21 protein-coding genes are annotated in these 24,739 nt (G+C 66.0%); 10 read left to right on the top strand and 11 right to left on the bottom strand.

All coding sequences use genetic code 11. The features are described from left to right. Window positions 1–9 precede the first annotated feature (9 nt). From gloB to ACWPWT_RS07550, 3 genes are read left to right on the top strand one after another with little or no spacing between them, the layout of a single operon-like run. On the top strand, window positions 10–726 hold the full coding sequence (gloB, locus tag ACWPWT_RS07560) for a hydroxyacylglutathione hydrolase (protein WP_261268878.1): 717 nt from the start codon (window positions 10–12) through the stop codon (window positions 724–726). Window positions 727–766: 40 nt separating this feature from the next. After that, on the top strand, window positions 767–1,195 hold the full coding sequence (locus ACWPWT_RS07555; protein ID WP_261268877.1) for a hypothetical protein: 429 nt from the start codon (window positions 767–769) through the stop codon (window positions 1,193–1,195). After that, a complete protein-coding gene (locus ACWPWT_RS07550; RefSeq protein ID WP_454279184.1) occupies window positions 1,195–1,566 on the top strand; it encodes a DUF6491 family protein in 372 nt (123 codons plus the stop codon). Before ACWPWT_RS07555 ends, ACWPWT_RS07550 begins: the two co-directional genes overlap by 1 nt. 43 nt (window positions 1,567–1,609) lie before the next feature. Here ACWPWT_RS07550 and hslU read toward each other — a convergent pair whose 3' ends face one another. The 3 genes from hslU to phaR form a co-directional block, all read right to left on the bottom strand. After that, the gene (gene hslU, locus ACWPWT_RS07545) at window positions 1,610–2,908 is read right to left on the bottom strand and encodes an ATP-dependent protease ATPase subunit HslU (RefSeq protein ID WP_454279183.1); all 1,299 of its coding nucleotides are present in this window, start codon (window positions 2,906–2,908) and stop codon (window positions 1,610–1,612) included. A 12-nt stretch (window positions 2,909–2,920) separates the two neighbouring features. Then, the gene (hslV, locus tag ACWPWT_RS07540) at window positions 2,921–3,463 is read right to left on the bottom strand and encodes an ATP-dependent protease subunit HslV (RefSeq protein ID WP_261268874.1); all 543 of its coding nucleotides are present in this window, start codon (window positions 3,461–3,463) and stop codon (window positions 2,921–2,923) included. Between the two features lie 205 nt (window positions 3,464–3,668). Continuing rightward, complete coding sequence (gene phaR / locus ACWPWT_RS07535; protein WP_454279182.1) at window positions 3,669–4,223, bottom strand: polyhydroxyalkanoate synthesis repressor PhaR; 555 nt, start codon at window positions 4,221–4,223, stop codon at window positions 3,669–3,671. Window positions 4,224–4,262: 39 nt separating this feature from the next. Here phaR and ACWPWT_RS07530 point away from each other — a divergent pair, with 39 nt between their 5' ends. The 3 genes from ACWPWT_RS07530 to ACWPWT_RS07520 all read left to right on the top strand — a co-directional run bounded on the left by ACWPWT_RS07530 (window position 4,263) and on the right by ACWPWT_RS07520 (window position 10,188). Then, complete coding sequence (locus ACWPWT_RS07530) at window positions 4,263–5,309, top strand: alpha/beta fold hydrolase (RefSeq protein WP_454279181.1); 1,047 nt, start codon at window positions 4,263–4,265, stop codon at window positions 5,307–5,309. A gap of 23 nt (window positions 5,310–5,332) precedes the next feature. Next, complete coding sequence (locus ACWPWT_RS07525) at window positions 5,333–6,505, top strand: acetyl-CoA C-acetyltransferase (protein ID WP_454279180.1); 1,173 nt, start codon at window positions 5,333–5,335, stop codon at window positions 6,503–6,505. Between the two features lie 410 nt (window positions 6,506–6,915). Further along, window positions 6,916–10,188 (top strand): TonB-dependent receptor domain-containing protein, encoded by a 3,273-nt coding sequence (locus tag ACWPWT_RS07520; protein WP_454279179.1) that lies wholly within the window; start codon window positions 6,916–6,918, stop codon window positions 10,186–10,188. A gap of 55 nt (window positions 10,189–10,243) precedes the next feature. On the opposite strand, the gene alr is transcribed toward ACWPWT_RS07520, so the two are convergent. The 7 genes from alr to ACWPWT_RS07485 all read right to left on the bottom strand — a co-directional run bounded on the left by alr (window position 10,244) and on the right by ACWPWT_RS07485 (window position 17,746). After that, a complete protein-coding gene (gene alr, locus ACWPWT_RS07515; RefSeq protein ID WP_454279902.1) occupies window positions 10,244–11,272 on the bottom strand; it encodes an alanine racemase in 1,029 nt (342 codons plus the stop codon). A gap of 188 nt (window positions 11,273–11,460) precedes the next feature. Beyond that, window positions 11,461–12,336: a 3-hydroxyisobutyrate dehydrogenase gene (gene mmsB / locus ACWPWT_RS07510; protein ID WP_454279178.1), complete on the bottom strand. Its 876-nt coding sequence runs from the start codon at window positions 12,334–12,336 to the stop codon at window positions 11,461–11,463. Between the two features lie 36 nt (window positions 12,337–12,372). Then, window positions 12,373–13,149: an enoyl-CoA hydratase gene (locus ACWPWT_RS07505; protein ID WP_454279177.1), complete on the bottom strand. Its 777-nt coding sequence runs from the start codon at window positions 13,147–13,149 to the stop codon at window positions 12,373–12,375. 11 nt (window positions 13,150–13,160) lie between these two features. Next, entirely contained in the window at window positions 13,161–14,210 is a 1,050-nt protein-coding gene (locus ACWPWT_RS07500) for an enoyl-CoA hydratase/isomerase family protein (RefSeq protein WP_454279176.1), read from the bottom strand. A gap of 129 nt (window positions 14,211–14,339) precedes the next feature. Continuing rightward, window positions 14,340–15,482 carry an acyl-CoA dehydrogenase family protein gene (locus tag ACWPWT_RS07495; protein WP_454279175.1) on the bottom strand — a complete coding sequence of 381 codons (1,143 nt, stop codon included), beginning with the start codon at window positions 15,480–15,482 and terminating at the stop codon, window positions 14,340–14,342. 7 nt (window positions 15,483–15,489) lie between these two features. Then, complete coding sequence (locus ACWPWT_RS07490; RefSeq protein WP_454279174.1) at window positions 15,490–16,995, bottom strand: CoA-acylating methylmalonate-semialdehyde dehydrogenase; 1,506 nt, start codon at window positions 16,993–16,995, stop codon at window positions 15,490–15,492. Window positions 16,996–17,110: 115 nt separating this feature from the next. Then, window positions 17,111–17,746, bottom strand: coding sequence for a YoaK family protein (locus ACWPWT_RS07485; protein WP_454279173.1), 636 nt, complete (start codon window positions 17,744–17,746; stop codon window positions 17,111–17,113). Between the two features lie 125 nt (window positions 17,747–17,871). Here ACWPWT_RS07485 and ACWPWT_RS07480 point away from each other — a divergent pair, with 125 nt between their 5' ends. Next, window positions 17,872–18,039, top strand: coding sequence for a hypothetical protein (locus tag ACWPWT_RS07480; protein WP_454279172.1), 168 nt, complete (start codon window positions 17,872–17,874; stop codon window positions 18,037–18,039). Between the two features lie 47 nt (window positions 18,040–18,086). On the opposite strand, the gene ACWPWT_RS07475 is transcribed toward ACWPWT_RS07480, so the two are convergent. Continuing rightward, window positions 18,087–18,242 (bottom strand): hypothetical protein, encoded by a 156-nt coding sequence (locus tag ACWPWT_RS07475; RefSeq protein ID WP_261268862.1) that lies wholly within the window; start codon window positions 18,240–18,242, stop codon window positions 18,087–18,089. A 255-nt stretch (window positions 18,243–18,497) separates the two neighbouring features. On the opposite strand from ACWPWT_RS07475, the gene ACWPWT_RS07470 reads away from it, so the two are divergent. The 3 genes from ACWPWT_RS07470 to ACWPWT_RS07460 are packed head-to-tail and all read left to right on the top strand — an operon-like array spanning window position 18,498 to window position 24,372. Beyond that, window positions 18,498–19,760 carry an efflux RND transporter periplasmic adaptor subunit gene (locus ACWPWT_RS07470; protein WP_454279171.1) on the top strand — a complete coding sequence of 421 codons (1,263 nt, stop codon included), beginning with the start codon at window positions 18,498–18,500 and terminating at the stop codon, window positions 19,758–19,760. Continuing rightward, entirely contained in the window at window positions 19,760–22,954 is a 3,195-nt protein-coding gene (locus tag ACWPWT_RS07465) for an efflux RND transporter permease subunit (RefSeq protein ID WP_454279170.1), read from the top strand. Before ACWPWT_RS07470 ends, ACWPWT_RS07465 begins: the two co-directional genes overlap by 1 nt. Beyond that, window positions 22,951–24,372, top strand: a complete 1,422-nt coding sequence (locus tag ACWPWT_RS07460) for an efflux transporter outer membrane subunit (protein WP_454279169.1) — start codon at window positions 22,951–22,953, stop codon at window positions 24,370–24,372. The genes ACWPWT_RS07465 and ACWPWT_RS07460 overlap by 4 nt, the downstream gene beginning before the upstream one ends. Window positions 24,373–24,739 lie beyond the last annotated feature (367 nt).

Genomic DNA, 24,739 nt, shown 5'->3' with positions numbered 1-24,739 from the left:
GAGGCGTCCTTGGAAATCGTCCGAGTCCCCGTCCTCAGCGACAATTACGCCTGGCTGCTCCACCATGCGGGCCACACCGTCGCGCTCGATCCGGGCGAGGCCGCGCCGGTCGCCGCCGCCGCGACTGCGCGCGGCTGGACCATCGGACAGATCTGGCTGACACATTGGCACCCCGATCATGTCGGCGGCGCGGAGGCGTTGCGCGCCCATGGCGCCACGGTCGCAGGCCCGGCGGCGGAAGCGGACAAGATCGCGGGGCTCGACACGCGGCTGGCGGAGGGTGACCGGATCACCATCGGCGGCGCGAGCGCCACCATCTGGTCGGTCCCGGGACATACGGCGGGGCATATCGCCTTCCATTTCGAGGACCGCGCGGTGATCTTCACCGGCGACACGCTGTTCGCCATGGGATGTGGTCGGCTGTTCGAAGGAACGGCGGAGCAGATGCACGGCAATATGCGCCGCTTCGCCGCGCTTCCCGGCGACACGCGCGTCTATTGCGGGCACGAATATACGCTGTCGAACGCCCGTTTCGCAGCGGTGGCAGAGCCCGACAATGCCGCCATCGCCGAACGGCTGGTCGAGGTGACCGCGATGCGAGAACAGGGCGAGCCGACCATTCCGACGACCATCGCGCTGGAGCGGGCGACCAACCCCTTCCTCCGTTCGGTCGATCCGGCCGAGCTGGCGGAGCGGCGTGCAGCCAAGGACGCGTTCAAGGGTTGAGGGTAATGCTACAGGGGAATTTCGTGATGGAGGCTGAAAAATGCGTATCCTGACTTTGCTTCCCCTGACGACCATCGCCGTGGCGATCGCCGGGTGCACCCCCACCCCCGCCGAACGCGCCCGAATAGCGCAGGTCGCCGCGACCAACCAGGCCGACCTCGCCACCACCTTGCGCGGCCTGACCCCGGGCAAGCCGACCCAGTGCATCGGCCAATATACGACGCGCCAAGTGAACGCCTATGGCCCGACCATCGTCTATACGATCAGCCCACGCCTGAAATTCGTCAGCCAGACGGCGGGCGGGTGCGAGGGGATCGGGCAGCGTTCGCGCGGCGACATACTGGTCACGCGGACGACCACGGGCCAGCTCTGCTCGGGCGACATCGCGCAGACGGTCGACCGTAGTTCGGGCTTCTTCACCGGCAGTTGCAGCTTCGGGGAGTTCGTCCCCTATCGAAAGGAACGGTGATGCGCCGGCATGTCGCGACCGTCACCGCTCTGACGCTGGCGTTTACCCTGACGGCGGCCAAATCCGATCCCCTGGCCGGGCGCGTCGCCGGACCGCCTGCGCGGTGCGTCGATAGCAGCGTGGCCATGTCGGGCCCGTCAATCTACGACGACAATGTGATCGTCATCAACGGCGGCGGAAAACGCATGTGGAAGGCCAAGGTGCGCGGTCAGTGTCCGGGGCTCCGGCCGTTCAATACGCTGATCGTCGAGCGCTGGGGCTCGCAGATTTGCCGCAACGACCGGTTCCGGGTGTTGCAGCAGGGCATGTCGATCCCGTCGCAATATTGCTTCTTCGACGGGTTCGTACCTTACGACAAGGCCACGAGGTAAGGCGGCAAATGGGGGGCCCGGCGCATGACCGGGCCCCCGATGGTCACAGGACGAAGCGGCTGAGGTCGGTGTTCCGCGCCACCGCCGCCAGTTGCTTGTCGACATAGGCCGCATCGACGGTCAGAACCGTGCCCTGCCGATCCTCCGCCTCGAAGCTCACCTCCTCCAGCAGCTTCTCCATCACCGTCTGCAACCGCCGCGCGCCGATATTCTCGACTTGGCCGTTCACCTCCGCCGCGATCCGCGCAATCGCCGCGATACCATCCTCGGTAAAGGAGATTTCCACCCCCTCGGTGCCGATCAGCGCCTTGTACTGGGCGGGCAACGACGCTTTGGTGTCCGACAGGATCGCGACGAAATCGCTCTCGGTCAGCGCCTTCAGCTCGACCCGGATCGGCAACCGGCCCTGAAGCTCGGGCAGCAGGTCGGACGGCTTGGCGACATGGAAGGCTCCGCTCGCGATGAACAGGATATGGTCCGTCTTCATCGGGCCATATTTGGTCGAGACGGTCGTGCCCTCGATCAGCGGCAACAGGTCGCGCTGCACGCCCTCGCGGCTGACCGAGCCGCCGCGCACGTCCGACACCGCGATCTTGTCGATCTCGTCCAGGAAGACGATCCCGTTCGCCTCGGCATCGGCCAGCGCGGCGCGGCTGACCTCATCCTGGTCGAGCCGCTTGTCCGCCTCTTCCTCGACCAGCTTGGTCCAGGCGGCGCCGACCGTCAGCTTGCGCCGCTTGAGCGGCTGGCCGCCGCCGAACGCCTTGCCCATCATTTCGGACAGGTTGATCATCTGCGGCGCGGCGCCCGGAATCTCGAACGGCATGGCCGGGGCCTGTTCCAGTTCGATCTCGATCTCGGTCTGGTCGAGATGGCCGTCGCGGAAGCGCTGGCGGAACGCCTCGCGCGTCGCCTGGCTCGAATCCTTGCCGACCAAAGCGTCGAGCAGGCGGTTCATCGCCGCCTCTTCCGCCTTGTCCTTCACCGCGACGCGGCGGCGTTCCTTTTCCAGCCGGATGGCTTCCTCGACCAGGTCGCGCGCGATCTGCTCGACGTCGCGGCCGACATAGCCGACCTCGGTGAACTTGGTCGCCTCGACCTTAACGAAGGGCGCGTCGGCCAGCTTGGCCAGACGGCGGCTGATCTCGGTCTTGCCGCACCCCGTCGGGCCGATCATCAGGATGTTCTTGGGCGTCACCTCGTCACGCAAATCCGCGCCGAGGCGCTGGCGACGCCAGCGGTTGCGCATCGCGACGGCGACCGCGCGCTTGGCGTCGGCCTGGCCGATGATATGCGCGTCGAGCGCGGCGACGATCGCCTTGGGGGTCAACTGGTCGTTCATGGGAACCCTAAATTACTGCGCGCCGTCGATGGCTTCGAGCGTGACGCGGTCATTGGTGTAGACACAGACTTCGGCGGCGATCGCCATCGCCTTGCGCGCGATCGTCTCGGCATCCTGTTCGTAATCGACGAGCGCGCGCGCCGCCGCGAGCGCGTAATTGCCGCCCGACCCGATGGCACAGATGCCGTTCTCGGGCTCCAGCACGTCGCCGTTTCCAGTCAGGATCAGCGTCACGTCCTTGTCGGCGACGATCATCATCGCCTCCAGGTTGCGTAGGAACTTGTCGGTCCGCCAATCCTTGGCCAGCTCGACCGCCGCGCGCAGCAACTGGCCGTTATGCCGCTCCAGCTTGGCCTCCAGCCGCTCGAACAGAGTGAAAGCATCCGCCGTCGCGCCCGCAAAGCCGCCGATGACCGAGCCATCGCCCAGGCGCCGAACCTTCCGCGCATTGGGCTTCATGACCGTCTGGCCCATCGAAACCTGACCGTCCCCGGCCACCACCACCCGGCCGCCACGGCGCACCGAGCAAATCGTCGTGCCATGCCAGGTGGGCATGGCGTGTTCATTCCCGCTCATGCGAGGCGATATGGAGGTGGGTGGCGCCGGGTTCAATGGAGGGGATGGGTAGCCGATCAGCTGTCGTCCGTTCAGCCTGAGCGAAGTCGAAGGCCATGCGAGTCGCTTGCCGCACAAACCCATTGAAGAAGGATTCCCTTGGCCTTCGACTTCGCTCAGGCTGAACGGGGGCGGGGTTTGGGAGTTACTCCCCCAGCTTCTCGATCTTGTCCTTCAACGCCGCCAGTTCCGCCTTCAACGCGGCCATTTCCGCATCCTTGCCGCCGGTCGGGGCAGCGGCAGGCGCAGGTGCCGCCGCACCGGGCTTGAAGCCCTGCGTGGCGGCCTCGAACATCGCCAGGTTGCGCTTGGCGAGGTCGGCGAAGGGCGTGTTGGCGAAGGCGCCCTCGACCGCCGACTTGAACTGTTCCTGATTGCGGCGGAAGCTGTCCATCGACGCCTCCAGATAGCCAGGCACCATCGCCTGCATCGAGTCGCCGTACATGGAGATCAACTGGCGCAGGAAATTGACCGGCAGCATCGTCTCGCCCCGGCTTTCCTCTTCCATGATGATCTGGGTCAGGACATTATGGGTGATGTCCTCGTCGGTCTTGGCGTCGACGACCTTGAAGTCACGGCCTGCGCGGATCATCGCCGCCAGATGGTCGAGCGTGATGTAGGAGGAGGTTTCGGTATTGTAGAGCCGCCGGTTCGCATATTTCTTGACGATCACGACGCCGTCCGCTGCCTGCTTCTTCATCGATCCCCGCCTTTCATGATTTTGGTGTAGCCTAACGCCATGGATTTCGCATCGCAACACGGTCCGCGCCCCTTGCCGCTGTTCCTGGCGATGTTGCGCAGCGAGGCCGCGGAAAATCCCGATCTGGTGCAGCGCGCCATGGATGGGTTGCGGCGGTTCCAGGCGGCGAAACGCGAACGGCCGATGCGCGCGCTGCCCGTCCGGCGGCGGCGCGGACGGGTGCGGTTGCGCGATGCAGGAGGCGAAGGACGGCCGGTGCTGTTCATCCCCTCGCTTATCAACCCGCCGTCGATCCTCGATCTGTCCCGCGACCGCTCGCTGATCCGCTGGTTGCGCGGGCAAGGCTTCCATCCCTGGCTGATCGACTGGGGGACGCCGGGCGCGAAGGATCGCGACGTGGATGTGGCGGGCCATGTCGAGCGATTCCTGCTTCCCCTGATCGCGACATTCCCCGAGCCGCCGGTGCTGGTCGGCTATTGCCTGGGCGGGACCCTCGCGATGGCGGCGGCGGCGCGGAGCAAGGTGGCCGGGCTCGCCGCCATCGCAGCACCTTGGCATTTCAGCGGCTATGGCGACGAGGCGCGGGCCGCCATGGCCGCGCAATGGGCCGCGATCAAGCCGATGTCCGAGACGCTGGGCCTGGTGCCGATGGAGGCGTTGCAGGCGGGGTTCTGGCGGCTCGATCCAGCACGCACCATCGCCAAATATGCCGCCTTCGCCGACCTCGATCCCCGTAGCGACGCCGCGCGCCGCTTCATCCGGCTGGAGGACTGGGCCAATCAGGGCGCCCCCCTGCCCCATGCCTTCGGCCTGGAGCTGTTCGAGCACCTGATCGCCGAGGATCGTCCCGGTCAGGGACAATGGCGCGTCGGCGGCGCGATCGTCACACCATCGCAATGCGACGCCCCTAGCGTCGAGTTCGTCGCCACTGCCGACCGGATCGTTCCCGCCGCCACAGCCACCGGACTGTCCGACCGGCGAGCGGGTGGCACGGGCCATGTCGGCATGGTCGTCGGCGGTCGTGCGGAACAACAGCTTTGGCAACCGCTGGCCGACTGGATCGCGGGCCTGCCTGCCCCTAGATAGAGTGTAAGTAGAGAGGAGCCTTCATGACCGAGATCGTCATTACCGCCGCCAAGCGTACCCCCGTGGGCAGCTTCCTGGGCGCTTTCGCCGCCACGCCCGCGCATGAACTGGGCCGGGTGGCGATCACCGCCGCGCTCGAACAGGCGGGCATCAAGGGCGAGGATGTGTCCGAGGTAATCCTGGGCCAGGTGCTGACCGCCGCGCAGGGCCAGAACCCCGCGCGCCAGGCGTCGATGGCGGCGGGCATTCCCAAGGAAGTGCCTGCTTACGGCGTGAACCAGGTCTGCGGCTCGGGCCTCCGCGCGGTCGCGCTGGGGCTTCAGGCGATCGCCAATGGCGATGCGACCATCGTCGTCGCAGGCGGCCAGGAATCCATGTCACTTTCGCCCCACGCCCAGACGATGCGCGGCGGCACCAAGATGGGCCCGCTGACCATGGTCGACACCATGGTGCATGACGGCCTGACCGATGCCTTTGCCGGCTATCACATGGGCATCACCGCCGAAAATCTGGCCGAACAATATCAGGTGACGCGCGACGATCAGGACCAGTTCGCGGTCCGCTCGCAGAATCTGGCCGAAAAGGCGCGTGGCGAAGGTCGGTTCAAGGACGAGATCGCGCCCGTCACCATCAAGACCCGCAAGGGTGAGACGGTGGTGGCCGACGACGAATATATCCGCGCCGGCGCCACCATCGAGAGCGTCTCGGGCGTCCGCCCTGCCTTTAAGAAGGACGGCACCGTGACCGCCGCCAATGCCTCGGGCCTGAACGATGGTGCCGCCGCCCTCGTCCTGATGAGCCGCGATGAGGCCGAGAAGCGCGGCACGCCGGTGCTGGCGACGATCAAGAGCTGGGCTTCGGCGGGCGTCGATCCGTCGGTGATGGGTATCGGACCCGTCCCGGCCACCAAGCGCGCGCTGGAAAAGGCGGGCTGGAGCGTCGGTGACCTCGATCTGATCGAGGCGAACGAAGCCTTTGCCGCCCAGGCGCTGTCGGTTGGCAAGGAGCTGGGCTTTGATCCCGACAAGGTCAACGTCAATGGCGGCGCGATCGCGCTGGGCCACCCGATCGGCGCCAGCGGCGCGCGCGTGCTCACGACCCTGATCTATGAAATGCAGAAGCGCGACGCGAAAAAGGGCTTGGCCACGCTGTGCATCGGCGGCGGCATGGGAATCGCGATGTGCGTTGAGCGCTGAGCGCTGAGGCTTTCGCCTCGACCCAATCCGATCGGACTTGCGGGGGTATGACGGGTGCGTCGTACCCCCGCATTGTATTGGGCAGCAGGCTTTCGGAAGCCTGTGCACTGTGTGTCGACGACAATCCGTAAAGCGCTTCAAAGCGTATTGCTGTAATAATACAATAATATTGCGAATAGGAATTCGCGGCGTTTGCCGAATTCCGTGACGTTCCCACGTCACCAACAAAAGTTTCTTAAAATTGCGCAACTTAGCGCGAAGATGCAGTTTAGTGACAAACCTGTCACCAAGCTGCCACATCTTCGTCACAAATTACGGTTGCCGTTCGGTATCACCTTGTTTTTGATCGAATAATTTCTTTCCCTTGGCGCAGCGGACGCAATGATCCGCGCACAAGGGGGTAAAATAGAATGAAGATGCGTACCCTGCTGGGAGCGTCGGCGCTCGCCAGCACTCTGACGCTTTTGCCGGTTGCCGCTTTCGCGCAAACCAGCACCACCTCGACCACCGCGCCGGAGGTTCAGGAAGAGGATGCGGACACGACGTCCGACGCGGCGACGCCCGGCAATCGCGCCGGCGGCGGCGATGTCATCGTCACCGGCTCGCGTATCCGCCTGACCAACAAGTTCGACGCGGCCATCCCGGTCGAGACGGTCAACGCCGCCGAACTGCTGGGCACGCGCGGCGACGTTTCGCTGGGCGACGCGATCAGCCAGTTGCCGCAGCTCCGCAGCACCTTCACCCAGGCGAACTCGACGGGCTCGATCGGCACGGCCGGTATCAACCTGCTCGATCTGCGCGGCCTGGGCACGGCGCGAACGCTGACGCTGGTCAATGGTCGCCGTGTCGTGACGGCGGTGCCGGGCGCCTACACGCCCGACGTGAACACCATTCCGTTCGACCTGCTCGACGGTGTCGACATCATCACCGGGGGCCAGTCGGCGGTCTATGGATCGGACGCGATCGCGGGTGTCGTCAACTTCCGTCTGAAGCGCGATTTCGAGGGCACGCGCCTGCGCGCACAGAGCGGCGTGACCAGCTATGGCGATCGCGGCACCTATCTGGTCAGCGGGATCACCGGCGCGAATTTCGCCGAGGGTCGCTTCAATCTGACCGTCTCGGCCGAATATTCGAAGAGCAACCCGGTCTTCTATGACCAGCGTGACTATCTCGGTGCCTATGGCGGCACGCCGGGCTTCATCACGACGCAGATCACGAACGCACCGAACCGCAATTTCGACGGCATTCCCAATACCGGATACGTGCCGCGCGGCATCGTGTTCGGCAACCGCTCGATCGGCGGTACGGTCGTCACCGCCTGCCCGACGACGGCCACCGCCGCCAATGCGGCCCAGCGCGCGGCCATCTGCACCGGGCAAAACTCACCCACCGGCAGCCCGATCGCCTATAATTATCTGTTCCAGCCGGACGGCTCGCTGTTGCGCGATTCGCCGTCCACGACCGGCCTGGTCGACAACCGTGCAATTGGCGGCGGCGTCCTGGGCGGCGGCACCGCGACCGGCGTCGAAGGCGCGATGCTGATGCCGGGTCTCGACCGTTTCCTGGCGAACATCCTGCTCAACGGCGATATCTCGCCCGCGTTCAAGCCGTTCGTCGAGTTCAGCTTCGCCAACGTCAAGGCGACGCAGCAGTCGACCCAGCCCACCTTCACCGGCGGCACGCTGACCAGCACGTTCAGCGTCAACAATCCGTTCCTGACGCCAGCGGCCCGCGCGACGCTGGGAACGATTCTGGCCCCGGGCGCCACCTCGTTCACGCTCAACCGCTTCAACAACGATCTGGGCACCCGCGCCGAGTTCCACACCCGTCGCACCTATCGCGGTGTCGTCGGCGTACGCGGCGACCTGACCCCGTCGGGCGATCTCTATTACGAGATTGCGGGCAATTACGGCCGTACCGAGAATTTCTATCGCACCGGCGGCAACGTCCTGCTCGCCAATTATCGCAATGCGGTCAACGCGGTCGTGGCACCCAGCAACTATGCGGGATCCAACTTCGTCCTGAACTCGCAAGGCCAGCGCGTGGTCTGCGCGGTCAATGCCAATGCCAGCGCGGCGGACGACGCCCCCAACTGCGTGCCGCTGAACCTGTTCGGCCAGAATGCGGCCGATCCGCGCGCGGTCAACTACATCATGCACACCTCCACCCGTAACCAGTGGGCGGAGCAGATCGATGCGACCGCGTTCATCTCGGGCAATACGGGTTCGTTCTTCAACCTGCCCGGCGGTCCCGTCGGTTTCTCATTCGGCGGGGAATATCGCCGGGAGGACGCCTTCTCCGGCCAGGATGCGATCACGGCGGCAGGCCTGACCTTCCTGAATCCGGCGGCGACGTTCGATCCGCCCGCGGTCAACATCAAGGAAGCGTATGGCGAACTTCGTCTGCCGCTATTGGCCAATATCCCGTTCATTCAGGAACTGACGGTCGAAGGCGCGGGTCGCGTCTCCGACTATGGCGGCCAGACGGGATCGGTCTGGGCGTGGAATGCGGGCCTGATCTGGGCGCCGGTGCGCGACTTGCGCTTCCGTGGCACCTATTCGCGTTCGGTCCGTGCGCCGAACCTAAGCAACCTCTACGCCACGCAATCGACGACCTTCGTCTCGGTCGCCGATCCTTGCGACCAGCCCGGCGGCAACAACGCCAACAACAACATCACCTCGAATCCGAACCGCGTCCGCAACTGCGCGGCGGCGGGCATCCCGACGACGATCACCTTCACCGATCCGACGACCGGTGCACAGCTGGTACGCCCCTGGACCAACCAGTCGCCATCGACCCTGCCAGGCGTCAACCAGGGCAATCTGAACCTGACCCCCGAGGTCGGGAACAGCTTTACCCTAGGTCTGCTGTATCAGCCGCAGCAGGTTCGCGGCCTGGTCTTCAAGGTGGATTACTATAACATCCGCGTGTCGAACGTGATCTCGGGCCTGACCGGCCAGCAGATCATCAACCGCTGCTATGACGACGCCAGCGGTATCGACAATCCCTTCTGTGCGGCGGTGTTCCGTCGTCAGTCGGCCGATCCCGTTCAGAACGGCACCTTCCTGGGCCAGACCGGGCGCACGATCGACCAGACGCAGTTCTCCTTCTCGCAGGCGGGCAACGGCATCAGCTTCATCAACCAGCCGTATAATTTTGCGGCGCTGAAGACCAAGGGCATCGACTTCGACGTCCAATATGCCAAGCGTTTCAGCGAGAACGCATCGCTGAACGCCAATCTGACGGTCAGCTATGTCATCAATCGCCTGAGCTATTCCTATATCGCGGAGCCGGATCGCTACGATCGGTTCGACAGCACGCTGGGCGATCCGAACTGGCAGGGCCGTTTCAACCTGAACGGCAAGGTCGGCTTGGTCGATTTCGGCTATACCGCCCGCTATATCGGTCGCCAGATCGTCTCGGGCCTGTCCTATGAGACGTTCTTCGCCTCGCAAGGGCGTCCGGCGCTCAATCCGGATGCGCGGCCGTTCGTCTATTACAGCCCGATCGTCTATCACGACGCCCGGATCGGGGTGAATGCGACCGACAAGTTCCGCCTCTATATGGGCGTGGACAACATCACCAACCAGCTGCCGCCCTATGACCTGACGGGCACGGGCAATGACGCGATCTATCCGAATATCGGTCGCTTCCTGTATGCTGGCGTGGAAGCGCGCTTCTAAGACTTACGGTTACCCACAGCCTTAGGGGGTCGCCTCGAAAGAGGCGGCCCTTTTTTTATGCCCGCGCGAAACGCTGGGCCAGGCCGGTCAGCAGCTCATATTGCGACACGCCGGACAGGGCCGAAGCGACGGCCAGGTCATAGTCCATGCGCAACCAGTCGCCCTCCGCCAGCTCGGGCCGCGCGGTGACGTCGATCGCAAGCAGGTCCATCGACACGCGGCCCAATAGGGGCAGGCCGACACCCTCGGCCAGCGCCATCCCCAGCCCCGACAGCGCACGCCGATACCCATCGGCATAGCCCAGATTCAGGATCGCGACCTCGGTATCGGCCGGGGCCGTCCAGGTCGCGTTATAGCCGACCGTCTCTCCGGCGCGCACGGTGCGGCGTTGCAGGATCTGTGCCTCCGGACAGGCGACCTGCCGCAAATGCCCCGCCATTTCGGGGCGCGGCACGCCGCCATAGAGGGCGAGCCCGGGTCGGGTCAGATCGAAATGATAGTCGTCGCCCAGACCGATTCCCGCCGAATTGGCGAGGCTCATCCGCCGTGCGCCGGTCCGCCCTTTCAAGCCGGCAAAGGCGGCCCGCTGATCCGCGTTCATCGGCACATCCTCGTCGGCGCAGGCGAGATGGCTGAGCAGCGTCTCGATCTCCAGTCCGTCGAGCAGGCCTTCGCCCACCGCCCGGACCGAGACGCCCAGCCGGTTGATGCCGGTATCGACCATCACGTCGCAACGCCCCCCGCCGCTCTCGCGCCAGCGGGCGATCTGTTCGGGGCTGTTGAGGACGGGGCGCGCAACACCGGCGCGTGCCGCCTCGACATCCTCGGCGCGCAGCCCGTGGAGGACCGACACGCTCAGCCCCAGCGGCGCCAGCGCCAGCGCCTCCGCCCAATTGGCGACGAAGAAGTCGCGGCACCCCGCCCCGGCCAGCGTCTTCGCGACCAGCGACGCGCCCAGGCCATAGCCATTGGCCTTCACCGCGGCGCCGCACGCCGCCGCACCGCTCAATCGGTCGAGCGCCTGCCAGTTGGACACAAGCGCATCGCGGTCGACATGCAGGCGGAGGGGAGCGGCTATATCCATCACCCACCGGGCTTTAGGCCGCATTGCCGGGTGGGAAAAGGCGGGTTCGGTTTTTCCGGGCCCATCCCATCATCCGTTCAGCCGGAGCGAAGTCGAAGGCCACGCCAAGTCCTCGCCATAAGCCCGTGACGGGGGATTCCCTTGGCCTTCGGCTTCGCCCAGGCTGAACTCGCGTAGGATCAGGGGCGTTATCGCAGAACGCGGATGATCCCGGAAAAATCTACCGGCGGCTGTTCCTCGCCGACGAATGCGGCGTAGAGTTCGGCCGCGCGCTCACCCATCGGCGTGGTCGCGCCCGCGTCGTGGGCGGCCGCCATCGCCAGCTTCAGATCCTTGAGCATCAACGCCGCTGCGAAGCCGCCCTGATAGTCATGATCGGCGGGTGTCTCCGGCCCGACGCCGGGCACCGGGCAATATTTGGTCATCGACCAGCTCTGCCCTGACGAAACCGAGGCGATATCATAGAAAGTCTGCGCGTCCAGCCCCAGCTTCTCGGCCAGCACGAACGCCTCGCATGTCGCGATCATCGTCGCGCCGAGCAGCATGTTGTTGCAGATCTTGGCCGCCTGCCCCGCACCGTTGCCGCCGGCATGGATCACCGCCTGTCCCATCGCCGACAGGAAGGGTTCGGCCCGTTCGAAGGCTTTCTGCGCGCCACCGACCATGAAGGTCAGCGTCCCCGCCCTGGCCGCCGCGATCCCGCCCGATACGGGGGCATCGACCGCCATCATGCCCTTGGCCTGCGCGGCCTCGGCAACCCTCCGCGCGGTGGCGACGTCGATGGTGGAGCAGTCGATCAGGATGGCGGAGGGCGGTGCGGCGGCGAAGACGGCGTCGGCATAGACGCGCTCGACATGGGTTCCGGCGGGCAGCATCGTCACCACCGCCTCGACGCCTTCCATGGCCGCGACCGCGCTGTCGACGGGCAGGCACCCAGCCGCCTTCGCCGCCGCCAGCGCATCCGCCGACAGGTCGAAGGCGCGGACGTCATGCCCCGCCTTCGCCAGATTGGCGGCCATCCCGCCGCCCATATTGCCAAGGCCGATAAAGGCGATCCGCGCCATAGATGCTCTCCTGATGTCGTCGACTGCGAGACCGGGTTATTTCCCGGTCCAGTTGGGCGTGCGCTTTTCCACGAATGCCGCCATGCCCTCCTTCTGGTCGGCCGAGCCGAACAGGCCATGGAACAGCCGCCGCTCGAACTGGACGCCTTGCGCCAGCCCCATGTCGAAGGCGGCGTTGACCATCTCCTTGTTGGCGCGAACCGCGATCGGGGCCATTCCGGCGATCGTCGCGGCGGTCTTCAGCGCATCCTCGACCAGATCGGCGGCGGGCACGATGCGCGCGACGAGTCCCGCACGCTCAGCTTCCTCGGCGTCCATCATCCGGCCGGTCAGGCACATCTCCATCGCCTTGGCCTTGCCGACCGCATGCGCCAGTCGCTGCGACCCGCCCATGCCGGGCGTCACGCCCAGCTTGATCTCGGGCTGACCGAACTTGGCGGTGTCGGCGGCCAGGATGAAGTCGCACATCATCGCCAGCTCGCACCCGCCGCCCAGCGCATAGCCCGCGACCGCCGCGATGATCGGCTTGCGGGTACGGGTGAAGTCGTCCCAGCCGGAGAAATGGTTGCCGCCATACATGGCGGCGAAGTCCATCTCCTGCATCTCCTTGATGTCCGCCCCCGCCGCGAACGCCTTGGGGCTGCCGGTGATGACGGCGCAGCGCTGATCGGGATCGGCGTCATAGGCGCGCATCACGTCCAGCAATTCGGTCAGCAATTCGGCATTGAGCGCGTTCAGTGCCTGCGGCCGGTTGAGCGTCACGAGGGTCACCGCTTCGCGGCGCTCGACGATCAGTGTGTTGTAATCGGTCATGCTCGTCCTCTTCAGCGATCGTCGGGGGTCCAGGCCTGCGCATCCGGCAGCGGTGCGAAGATATGGTCGATCATCGTATCGGTGACGCCTTCCGGGGTCGCCGGGTTCCAGCGCGGGGCATTGTCCTTGTCCACGATCAGCGCGCGGACGCCCTCGATGAAGTCGGGCCGCTGCACCACGCGGCTGGCGACGCCGTATTCGCGGCGCATCTCGTCGGCGAACTCGGTGGTCAGTCCGCCCTCGTGGAGCAGACGCAGAGAGACCTTGCAGGCTTGCGGCGATTTGGTGCGGAGTATGGCCAATTGCTGCGCCGCCCATTCGCCGCCATCGGCTTCCAGGGCTGCGAGTATGTCCTCCAGCGTATCGGCGGCGAAAAGCCGATCAATGTCCCCCGCCCGCTCCTTGATCTTCGCCTCGGGCGCGGGAGTGGACAGGCGGTCGAGCGTCGCGGCGATGTCCTGCGCCGCCGCGACAATCGCGGCCTTGGCCTCCTCGACGGCCGAGGAGGACAGATAATGGGTGGCAAGACCCAAGGCATGGGCCTCCGCTCCGTCCAGCCGATGCCCGGTCAACGCCAGGAACACCCCCATCCGCCCGGGCAAGCGCGAGAGATACCAGCCGCCGCCGACATCGGGGAACAGGCCGATGCCCGTCTCCGGCATGGCGAACCGGGTATTTTCGGTCGCGACCCGAAAGCGCGCTGGCGCGGAAATGCCGACACCGCCACCCATGGTAATGCCGTCCATGACGGCGACGATCGGCTTGGCATAGGCAAACAGCCGGTGGTTCATCCGGTATTCGGCATGGAAGAAGCCACGGGCCGCCTCGCCATCGCCCGCCCCGCTTTCGGCGAGCAACCGGATGTCCCCGCCCGCGCAAAAGCCACGCCCTTCGGCATGGTCGATGATGATCGCCTCGACCGACAGGTCGCCGCGCCAGTCCTCCAGCGCGGCCAGCACGCCCTCGCACATCTCGCGGGTCAGTGCGTGAATCGCCCTTGGCCGGTTGAGCCGCAGCCGCCCGACCGGGCCTTCGCGGGTGACGATCAGATCCTGGGTCATACCCGTCCTTCTATCCTCTTCTTAGACCCCGGCGAAGGCCGGGGCCCAGATGCCGCGCATCACGTGGCGCGCCACCGGCCGGATGGCAACTGGACCCCGGCCTTCGCCTGGGTGTGCCAAGCGGACGGATCAGTCCTTCAACAAATCCCGCCCGACGATCATCCGCATCACCTGGTTGGTCCCTTCCAGGATCGAATGCACGCGCAGGTCGCGCCAGAAGCGTTCAATCGGGTAATCCATCAGATAGCCGTAACCGCCATGGAGTTGCAGCGCCCGATCGACCACCGAGGATCCGGTATCGGTCGCCAGCCGCTTGGCCATGGCGGCGAAGCGCGTCTTGTCGGGCGCACCCGCCGTGACCTTGGCGGCGGCGAGATAGAGCAGCGCCCGCGCCGCTTCCAATTCGGTCGCCATGTCGGCCAGGGTGAACTGGGTATTCTGGAACTCGGCGATCGCTTTCCCGAACTGGCGGCGGTCCTTCACATAAGACACCGCCTCGTCCAAGCAGCGCTGCGCGCCGCCCAGCGAGCAGGCGCCGATGTTCAGCCGCCCGCCGTCCAGCCCCATCATCGCGATGCGGAAGCCCTCACCCTCGGCGCCCAGGCGGTTGGCGACCGGCACGCGGACATTGTCGAACGTCACCTGCCGCGTCGGCTGCGAATGCCAGCCCAGCTTGCGCTCGTTCGCACCGAACGAGACGCCGGGCATGTCCTTGTCGATCACCAGACAGGAAATGCCCTTGGGCCCCTCCTCCCCGGTGCGGACCATCGTGACATAGACCTCATTCTCGCCGCCGCCCGAAATGAACTGCTTGGAGCCCGAGACGACATAATGATCGCCGTCCCGCACCGCGCGGGTCTTGAGCGCCGCCGCGTCGGAGCCCGAACCCGGCTCGGTCAGGCAATAGCTGGCCATGCGTTCCATGGTGACGAGATCGGGCAGATAACGCGCCTTCACATCCGCATCGCCGAAGCGGTCGATCATCCACGACGCCATGTTGTGGATCGAGATGAAGGCCGAGGTGGAGGGGCAGCCATAGGCCATCGCCTCCATGATGAGCGCCGCCTCCAGCCGCCCCAGTGCGATGCCGCCCGACTCCTCGGACACGTAGATCGCGGCGAAGCCCAGTTCGGCGGCTTCGCGGATCGTGTCGCGCGGGAAGATATGCTTCTCGTCCCATTCGGCGGCGAAGGGGGTGATGCGGTCGGCGGTGAAGCGACGCGCCAGTTCCTGGATCTCGCGCTGTTCGTCGGTCAGGTCGAATTGGGTCATATCTGCCTCAACCCATGGTCGGGATGACGAAGGCGTTGCCGCCATCGGGTGCGCCGTCCGGCCAGCGCTGCGTCACCGTCTTCACCTTGGTCCAGAAGCGGACGCCCTCCATGCCGTGCTGGTTCACGTCGCCAAAGGCCGAACGTTTCCATCCGCCGAAGCTGTGATAGGCCACGGGCACCGGGATCGGCACGTTGATGCCGACCATGCCGACCTCGACGCGCGCGGCGAATTCCCGCGCGGCGTGGCCGTTGCGGGTGAAAATGGCGACGCCGTTACCGTACTGGTGCTCGCTCGGCAGGCGCACCGCCGTCTCGAAATCGGGCGCGCGGACGATCTGGAGCACGGGGCCGAAGATTTCCTCGCGATAGCTCTGCATGGCGGGCGTCACCCGGTCGAACAGCGACGGGCCGATGAAGAAGCCCTCCTCATAGCCTTGCAACGTGAAGCCGCGCCCGTCGACCACCAGTTCCGCGCCCTCGTCGACGCCGGTCTGGATCCAGTCCTCGACGCGGCGTTTATGCGCAGCATTGACGACCGGGCCGTAATGCGCCTGCGCATCGGTCGAGACGCCGACCCGCAACGCATCGATCGCGGGGATCAGCTTTTCACGCAGCGCATCCGCCGTCTTGTCGCCCACAGGGACCACGACCGGCAGCGCCATGCACCGCTCGCCCGCCGAGCCGAAGGCCGCGCCCGACAGGTCGGCGACCACCTGGTCAAGATCGGCGTCGGGCATGACGATGCCATGGTTCTTGGCCCCGCCCATCGACTGGACGCGCTTGCCCGCCGCGACCCCGCGGCCGTAGACATAATGCGCGATGTCGGACGAGCCGACAAAGCTAACCGCGCCGATCGCCGGATGGTCCAGGATCGCATCGACCATCGCCTTGTCGCCGTGGACGACCTGCAGGATGCCCTCGGGCGCGCCCGCCTCGCGCATCAGCTCGGCCAGGCGCACCGGGACAGAGGGATCGCGTTCTGACGGCTTCAGGATGAAGGCGTTCCCGCAGGCGATGGCGACGCCGAACATCCACATCGGGATCATCGCCGGGAAGTTGAACGGAGTGATCCCTGCGCCGATGCCGATCGGCATGCGCATCGAATAGACGTCGATGCCCGGTCCGGCGCCTTGCGTATATTCGCCCTTCAGCGCGTGGGGGATGCCGCAGGCGAACTCGATCACCTCCAGCCCGCGCTGGATGTCGCCTTTCGCGTCGGCGATCACCTTGCCATGTTCGGACGAGAGCAGATGCGCCAGCGCGTCCATATTCTGCTCGACCAGTTCCTTGAAGCGGAACAGCACGCGCGCCCGGCGTTGCGGATTGGTCGCGGCCCAGGCCGGTTGCGCGGCTTGCGCAGCGGCGACGGCATGGTCCAGCACGGCGGCATCGCCCAACGCCACACGAGCCTGGACCTGGCCGCTATTGGGGTCGAAGACATCGCCATGACGGGCGGTGGCACTATCGGTCGCGGCAAGTCCACCGGCGACCATATGGTCGATCACGCGCATAATCTCTCCAGTCGCGGGTCTGATGCCCGACTCCTTCACTTGTAATTATATTGCTCCGGCCTGAAATCCAAGTCGCGTCCGAACAAAAGCGGCAAAGCCCCCCGCGAACCGCGTCTCAGCATGACCTGTTGAGCCACCACGACGCCCCGGCGCCGATCGCCGCCGCAGCCGATGCCCCGACAAGGGCCACCACGCCCCATAGGGGAAACAGCCAGGCACCCAGAACTGCCCCCAGCAGGAACCCGGCCCATAGCGCCAGATAGGGCACCCATGCCCAACGGCCACGCCCCGCGATCATCCGCGCCAGATGCTGCCCGATCTTGACCAGCGTTCCGGTCATATAGGTGACGCCGATGCTGACCTCTCCGTCCCGCTCGAAGGTCGCGTTGAGCGCCCCCATGGCGACGACCATCGCCAGTGCGGCCCTTCCGTCGGACCCGGCAGCGACGGCCAGAAGCATCGCGACCAGCAGCAGGACCGCGACCTGTCCATGGCGGGGCAGGGTCAGTCGGATCAGCGTGCCGACCATCACCCCGCCAACGAACAGGCCGATCAGCAAGGCAAGGATCGAGGCCGCAGCCGAAGGCCGCCCCGTCGGCACCACAAGATGCACCGCGAGCATCGTGCCATTGCCGCTCATGAAGGAGACGAAATAGCCGCCCAGATGCTGGAAGCCGATCGAATCGACATATCCCGCCAACAGCGCCAGACCGGTTGCGAGGGGCCAGAAGCGTCGATCGGATCGGATCATGGCCACGCGTTATAGCAGCGGGAAACCGCGCCGACACTCCCCGTCATCCGCGCACGACATTCGGAGGATGCCGGATCGAATCCGCGACCTCCCGCGTTCGGACGGCTCCAGCTTTGGGAGAGAGCATGGCCGGGGCGCTTGTGGAGATATGGTTGGCTGTATCGGCGCTGTCGTCGCTGATCATCCTGTCGCTGGCCATCGGGCACAGCGATCTGCGCGTGGCGCGATGGCTACGCCCGAAAGCGGCAAGGCTTGGCAAGGTAACCGCTAGGCGGCGCCCCGCGCTTCGCTGAACTCCATGGTGCGAAACCGACGCCGCCAGCCATTCCCTCGGGCCAAATCAGATCAGGTGGAATAACCGGTGTAACAGGCTCGGGCGGCGCGACCGCATCGCCATATAGCGCGCGCGATCATCGGCAAAGCGACGATAAAGCGCATCCAGCCGCTCCTCGCGCGGAAGGTCGGAAATGCGCGGTGGCGGCATATGACTGGCCATGATTACCCCCTCCTGTTGAGCCGTTCGATTTCAACGACGAATGGGGTCATTGGTTCCGTTTCGATGACAATGCGGTCATCGCCCAGGTAGACGTCAATGCCTGCTCCGTCCTCCGCACATTCGATCGGCAGCATCGGGGGGACGGGTTCCGTCGCCCGTTACATGAACGTCTCGTAAGATTTCCGTAAGGGGTGCGTCAGGGCATGGCCCCTATCGCCCGGTGCAATATCCAGTCCTTCGCGCCGAAAGAAGCCGATGCACGCCAACCCTGCCGACGAAACGCTACCCGAAACCCGTCGCCTCTCCTCCGCGCAGCAATGGCGCTGGGTCGGAATCGCCGCCGCCGTGCTGGTGGGTGCGCTGATCCTGATCACGGTCATCGGCAAGCTGACCCATAAGGAAGAGGTTCCGCCCGCCCCGCCGCCGGCCGGCACGCTGCGCCTGTCCAAGGAGCAATTGGCCGCGATGCCGATGATGCGCGTCGGGCTGGGTGCGTCGGGCGACCAGACGATGGCGACCGGCGCGATCACCGTCGATGCCACCCGCTCGACCCCGGTGCTGATGCCCTATGCGGGGCAGGTGGTGCGCGTGTTGGCCGATGCGGGCCAAGTGGTGCTCCAGGGTCAGCCGCTGCTGATGATCAAGACCAGCGATTTCGTCGATGCGCGCTCCGGCCTGTTCTCGGCCCAGGCCGCCTATCAGAACGCCCAGGCCCAGCTCGTCGCGGCGCAGCGCAATGCCGACCGCCAGCAGCAAATTTATGAAACCGCGGGCGGCGCGCTGAAGGATTATCAGCAGGCCAAGGTCGACCTCGCCGCTGCCCAGGCGACCGCGCGCACCGCCGCCGCCTCGCTGGGCGCCGCGCGCGACAAGCTGGCGATCCTCGGCAAGTCGCAGGGCGAGATCAACCGGCTGGAGAATACGGGCCAGGGTTCGGGCATCCACGACATCACCACGCTGGTCGCGCCGATCAGCGGTGTCGTCGCCTCGCGCGATGTCGCGCCCGGCCAATATGTCTCGCAGGGCGGCGACAAGCCGGTGATGACCATCACCGATCCTTCGCGCGTCTGGCTGGTCGCGCAGGTGGCCGAGAGCGACGCCGAAAATGTCCGCGTCGGCGATCCCGTCGAAGTCACAACGCCCGCCATTCCCGGCCGCGTTTTCCACGCCACCATCGACCTGGTCGGTGCCGCGCTCGATCCGGAAACCCATCGCCTGCCGGTCCGCGCCTCCATCCCCAACCCGGACAAGGCGCTCAAGCCGCAGATGTTCGCCAGCTTCGCGATCAAGCATCTGAACGCCGGCGAGGCGATCCGCGTCCCCGCCGCCGCCGTGATCCATGAGGGCGACAATGCCCGTGTCTGGGTGGTCCGGCCCGACGGCCTGCTCCTCGCACGCGATGTGCAGACCGGTGATTCCGCAGGCGGCCTCGTCACCATCACGTCGGGCCTGAAGCCGGGCGAGAAGATCGTCACCTCGGGCGCGCTGTTCGTCAACGAAGCGGGGATCGGCGAGTAATGAACCGCATCGTCGACTTTGCGCTGCGTCAGCGACTGCTGATCGTCGGCCTGTTCTTCGCGATGATCGTCGCTGGCGTCATCGGCTTCATCAACCTCAACATCGAAGCCTATCCCGATCCCGTCCCGCCGATGGTCGAGGTCATCACCCAGACGCAAGGGTTGTCGGCCGAGGAGATGGAGCGCAACGTCACCATCCCGATCGAGGTCCAGATGGCGGGCATCCCGCATCTGACCGCGATCCGCGCCATCAGCCTGTTCGGCCTGTCGGACATCAAGATCCAGTTCACCTACGACTACACCAACGAACAGGCGCGGCAGCAGGTCATCAACCGCCTGTCGCAGTTGCCGCCGCTGGCCGGTGGGGCGCAGCCGACGCTGTCGCCGACCTCGCCGGTGGGTGAAATCTATCGCTACCGCATCGCCGCGCCCAAAGGCTATTCGGTGATGGACCTGAAGACGCTGCAGGACTGGGTGCTCCAGCGCCGGTTCAAGCGGATTCCGGGCGTGATCGACGTCACCGGCTGGGGCGGCAAGCTGCGCGCCTATGACGTGGTGATCGACCAGAACCGGCTGAATGCGCACGGCGTCACCGTGGCGCAGGTGCTGGCGGCGCTGTCCAAGAGCGATGGCAATGTCGGCGGCCAGACGATCAACTTCGGCGAACAGGCCGCGATCGTGCGCGGCATCGGGCTGATCCAGTCGCCCGACGCGATCCAGAACGTGCTGGTAGGCCAGGCGGGCGGCGCGCCCGTGCTCATCAAGGACGTGGCGACCGTCAAGGTCGGCAACGCGCCGCGCATGGGCATCGCCGGTTACAACAATGACGACGACATCGTGCAGGGCATCGTCCTGATGCAGCGCGGCGCCCAGTCGATGCCGACGATCAAGGCCGTCCAGGCCGAGGTCGCCAACATCAACGACAGCGGCGTGCTGCCCCCGGGCGTCCATCTGGAGCGGATCTACGACCGCTCCGACCTGATCAACCTGACCATCCATACCGTCATGGAAAACATGGTGGTGGGCATCCTCCTGATCTTCGCCTTGCAGTGGCTGTTCCTCGGCAATCTGCGCTCGGCGATCATCGTGGCGGCCACCATCCCCTTCGCGCTGGCCTTCGCGATCCTGATCCTAGTGTTGCAGGGGGAAAGTGCGAACCTGTTGTCGGTCGGTGCGCTCGACTTCGGCCTGGTGGTCGATGCCTGCGTCATCATGGTGGAGAATATCTTCCGCCACATGGTCGAACGCTCCGCCGCCGTGGAGAGCGGCCAGGGCCGCTACACCATGGCCAGCCGCTTCGGCGCGGTGCTGGGCGCCTCGTCCGAGGTCAGCCGCGGCATCTTTTTCGCCGCCGCGATCATCATCGCCAGCTTCCTGCCGCTGTTCACCCTGACCGGCGTGGAGGGCCATATCTTCGGCCCGATGGCCAAGACCTATGCCTATGCGATCAGCGGCGGCCTGCTGGCGACCTTCACCGTCGCGCCTGTGCTGTCGACGCTGCTGCTGCCGGACAAGCTGGCCGAGACCGAGACCTTCATCGTCGGCAAGCTGCGCCGCGTCTATGAACCCGCCGCGTCCTTCGCGCTGCGCAACAAGATCGTGACGATCGGCGGCGCGGTGCTGATGCTGGGTCTCGCGGTGGTCGGCGTGCGGTCGCTAGGCATCGAGTTCCTGCCGCACCTCGAAGAAGGCAATATGTACATCCGCGCCACCCTCCCCTCCTCGATCAGCCTGGAAGCTGGCGAGAAGGTGACCAATGAGGTGCGCAAGATCATCGCCAGCTATCCGGAAACCACAGCGGTCCTGTCCGCCCATGGCCGCCCGGACGACGGTACCGACGCGACCGGCTTCTTCAACGTCGAGTTCTTCGTGCCGCTGAAGCCGTTCGATACGTGGCCGTCGGGCGTGACCAAGGAGAAGCTGATCGACGAACTGTCGGCCCGCCTCGCCAAGAAATATCCCGGCGTCGACTTCTCCTTCTCTCAGATCATCGAGGACAATGTCGAGGAAGCCGCGTCGGGCGTGAAGGGTGCCAATTCGATCAAGCTGTTCGGCCCCGATCTGGTGACCCTGGAAAAGCTGGCCAACCAGATCAAGGCGCAGATGGCCAAGGTGAAGGGCATCGAGGATCTCGGCGTGTTCGAAATCCTGGGCCAGCCGACCGTGCGGATCGATGTCGATCGCGCCAAGGCGGCCCGCTATGGCCTGACGCCCGACGACATCAATTCGACCGTCGCCGCCGCCATCGGTGGCCAGTCACCCGCCGACCTCTATGAGCCCGGCACCGACCGCCACTTCCCGATCATCGTGCGGTTGCAGCCGACCCAGCGCGACTCGCTGGAATCGGTGCGCAACATCACGATCGGCGCGCCTAGCCCCGACGGCAACGGGACCATTCAGGTGCCGCTGTCCGAGGTCGCCAATGTCAAGCTGACCAGCGGTGCCTCGTTCATCTATCGCGAGCATCAGGAGCGCTACGTCCCGATCAAATTCTCAGTGCGCGGCCGCGATCTGGGTGGCGCGGTCGAGGAGGCACGCGCGCGGATCAACCAGAATGTCCATCTGCCGCCGGGCTATCATCTGGAATGGGCAGGCGAGCTGGATAACCTGAAGAACGCGATCGCTCGCCTCGAGATCGTGGTCCCGATCAGCCTCGTGCTCATCCTGCTGCTGCTCTATGCCAATTTCGGCTCGATGCGCGACAGCCTGCTCGCCTTCTCCGCGATCCCGATGGCGGTCGTGGGCGGCGTGCTGGCCCTGGCGCTGACCGGTACGGCGTTCAGCATCTCGGCGGCGATCGGCTTCGTGGCCTTGTTCGGCATCGCGGTGATGGACGGCATCCTGGTCGTCACCACCTTCAACAACGCGATCGACGAGGGTGCACCGCGCGAGAATGCGCTGGCCACCACCGTCAAGAACAGCCTGCGTCCCGTCGTCATGACCTGTCTGGTCGCCGCGATCGGCCTGCTGCCCGCCGCGCTTTCGCATGGGATCGGCAGCCAGGTGCAGAAGCCCCTCGCGCTGGTCGTGGTGGGCGGCATGACGCTGGCCCCCGTGCTGATCCTGCTGGTCCTGCCGGTGCTCATCAGCCGCTATTCGACCCGCCTGCCGCTGTCGCAGCGCAAGAAGAAGCATGATCCGATGGTCGACGACCAGGACGATACCACCACTCCTGAATCCGGGGTTCCGGCATGAAGCGTTTCCTGACCCTGCCGCTGCTCGCCTGTGTCTCGGCGTGCGCCGTCGGCCCGCATGACCTGGATGCCCATGCCAGCCTGCCGCCACTGACGCCTGCGCCGGTGATCGCCCCGGCCAGCGGTCCGGCGCAGACGGTGTCCGCGCAAGTCGCACCCGAATGGTGGCATGCCTTCGGCAATGCGCAGCTCGATGCGCTGGTCGCCGAGGCGCTGGCGCACAATAACGATGTGGGCGTCGCAGAGGCCTCGCTTCGCCAGGCGCAGGAACAGGCGCGGGCGACGCGCGGATCGCTGCTCTTCCCGCAAGGGGGGCTGAGCTATCAGGCGCAGCGGACCCGCATATCCAACGCGCTGTCGCCAGCGGTCGCGGATCCGAACCAGCAGCTTTACACGCTGCACACCGCGCAGGTCAGCGTGTCCTATGACGTGGATGCGTTCGGCGGGAACCGGGCGCAGGTGCGCTCCGCCGTCGCTCGCGCCGAAGTCGAGCGGCATCAGCTCGACGCGGCGCGGATGACGGTGGCCGCCAACCTCGTCACCGCGCTGATCGAGCGGGCGAGTCTGGCCGAACAGATCGCCGCCGCGCAAACGGCGGTCCAGGTCAATCGCGACATCCTGTCGGCGCTGCAACAGCGCCAGCGGCTAGGTGCGGTCGGCGCGTCGGACGTGTCGACGCAACAGGCCGCGCTTGCCACCGCCGAGGGTGCCCTGCCCCCGCTGGTCCGGGCCGAAGCCGCGCAGCGCACCATTATCGCCACGCTGATCGGGCGTGCCCCGGGATCGGCCCTGCCGCCGCTACCGGACCTGTCGCAGCTGACCCTGCCGACCGAACTGCCCGCGATCGTGCCGTCCGACCTGGTCCATCGGCGACCCGACATATTGGCCGCCGAAGCGCAGTTGCAGGGCGCCGGGGCCGATGTCGGCGCGGCCATCGCGGCGCGCCTGCCCAGCATTCAGCTCTCGGCCAATGCGGGTGGCTCGGCGCAGAATTTCGGCGACATGTTCAAGAGCGGCAATCCCTTCTGGGCGCTGCTCGGCGGGATCACCCAGCCGCTGTTCCACGCCAATGCGCTGCGCCACCAGCAGAAGGCAGCGGAAGCCGCGCTGGAGGGGGCCAAGGCGCAGTACCGCGCGGCGGTGCTCCAGGCGTTCGGTAACGTCGCGGATTCGCTGACTGGCCTGTCCACCGACGCCCAGGCGCTGGACGCGGCGCAGCGGGCGAGCAACGCGGCGGGACAGGCGCTGACCTTCGCACGGCGACAGCTCACGCTGGGCGATGTCGGGACGTTGCAACTGCTCAACGCGACCGTGACCGATGCCCAAGCACGGTCGCAGCTGATCCAGGCCAAGGCGGCGCGGATGACCGACACGGTCGCGCTGTTCCAGGCGGCCGGGGGGCCGGTTACGGGGTCTTGAGGGATTTCCGGGGGATGAGGCTGATGCCGCCCATCCCCCACCTCCGTTCAGCCTGAGCGAAGTCGAAGGCCACGGGGTTAGCTCGCGCAGAGGCGCGGAGGACGCGGAGAAGGCGCTCTCTAAATTAACGCCTTCCCTTGATATCTTTTTTCCTTCCCCGGCGAAGGCCGGGGCCCAGCTGCCATGCATTTGAAGGCGCGCTGCGTCGGTACGTGGGAGCCCTTACTAGCGCACCGCGACTGGATCCCGGCATACGCCGGGGTGGTGGCAGGGTTGACGATCGGACACGTCACCTCTGCGTCCTCCGCGCCTCTGCGCGAAACCAATCTGCTTCACTCAGGCTGAAGTACAAAGAAAAAGGGGAAGG

The sequence above is a fragment of the Sphingomonas sp. Marseille-Q8236 genome, assembly GCF_965112005.1.
Note: the sequence above shows the minus strand (reverse complement) of the source record. Positions and strands in the feature narration are given on the sequence as shown.

What these genes read in the sequence shown, in the direction of transcription:
- ACWPWT_RS07555 (WP_261268877.1), top strand. Translation starts at nt 767, where the DNA reads ATGCGTATCCTGACTTTGCTTCCCCTGACGACCATCGCCGTGGCGATC.
- ACWPWT_RS07550 (WP_454279184.1), top strand. Translation starts at nt 1,195, where the DNA reads ATGCGCCGGCATGTCGCGACCGTCACCGCTCTGACGCTGGCGTTTACC.
- hslU (WP_454279183.1), bottom strand. Translation starts at nt 2,908, where the DNA reads ATGAACGACCAGTTGACCCCCAAGGCGATCGTCGCCGCGCTCGACGCG.
- hslV (WP_261268874.1), bottom strand. Translation starts at nt 3,463, where the DNA reads ATGCCCACCTGGCATGGCACGACGATTTGCTCGGTGCGCCGTGGCGGC.
- phaR (WP_454279182.1), bottom strand. Translation starts at nt 4,223, where the DNA reads ATGAAGAAGCAGGCAGCGGACGGCGTCGTGATCGTCAAGAAATATGCG.
- ACWPWT_RS07530 (WP_454279181.1), top strand. Translation starts at nt 4,263, where the DNA reads ATGGATTTCGCATCGCAACACGGTCCGCGCCCCTTGCCGCTGTTCCTG.
- ACWPWT_RS07525 (WP_454279180.1), top strand. Translation starts at nt 5,333, where the DNA reads ATGACCGAGATCGTCATTACCGCCGCCAAGCGTACCCCCGTGGGCAGC.
- ACWPWT_RS07520 (WP_454279179.1), top strand. Translation starts at nt 6,916, where the DNA reads ATGAAGATGCGTACCCTGCTGGGAGCGTCGGCGCTCGCCAGCACTCTG.
- alr (WP_454279902.1), bottom strand. Translation starts at nt 11,272, where the DNA reads ATGGATATAGCCGCTCCCCTCCGCCTGCATGTCGACCGCGATGCGCTT.
- mmsB (WP_454279178.1), bottom strand. Translation starts at nt 12,336, where the DNA reads ATGGCGCGGATCGCCTTTATCGGCCTTGGCAATATGGGCGGCGGGATG.
- ACWPWT_RS07505 (WP_454279177.1), bottom strand. Translation starts at nt 13,149, where the DNA reads ATGACCGATTACAACACACTGATCGTCGAGCGCCGCGAAGCGGTGACC.
- ACWPWT_RS07500 (WP_454279176.1), bottom strand. Translation starts at nt 14,210, where the DNA reads ATGACCCAGGATCTGATCGTCACCCGCGAAGGCCCGGTCGGGCGGCTG.
- ACWPWT_RS07495 (WP_454279175.1), bottom strand. Translation starts at nt 15,482, where the DNA reads ATGACCCAATTCGACCTGACCGACGAACAGCGCGAGATCCAGGAACTG.
- ACWPWT_RS07490 (WP_454279174.1), bottom strand. Translation starts at nt 16,995, where the DNA reads ATGCGCGTGATCGACCATATGGTCGCCGGTGGACTTGCCGCGACCGAT.
- ACWPWT_RS07485 (WP_454279173.1), bottom strand. Translation starts at nt 17,746, where the DNA reads ATGATCCGATCCGATCGACGCTTCTGGCCCCTCGCAACCGGTCTGGCG.
- ACWPWT_RS07480 (WP_454279172.1), top strand. Translation starts at nt 17,872, where the DNA reads ATGGCCGGGGCGCTTGTGGAGATATGGTTGGCTGTATCGGCGCTGTCG.
- ACWPWT_RS07475 (WP_261268862.1), bottom strand. Translation starts at nt 18,242, where the DNA reads ATGGCCAGTCATATGCCGCCACCGCGCATTTCCGACCTTCCGCGCGAG.
- ACWPWT_RS07470 (WP_454279171.1), top strand. Translation starts at nt 18,498, where the DNA reads ATGCACGCCAACCCTGCCGACGAAACGCTACCCGAAACCCGTCGCCTC.
- ACWPWT_RS07465 (WP_454279170.1), top strand. Translation starts at nt 19,760, where the DNA reads ATGAACCGCATCGTCGACTTTGCGCTGCGTCAGCGACTGCTGATCGTC.
- ACWPWT_RS07460 (WP_454279169.1), top strand. Translation starts at nt 22,951, where the DNA reads ATGAAGCGTTTCCTGACCCTGCCGCTGCTCGCCTGTGTCTCGGCGTGC.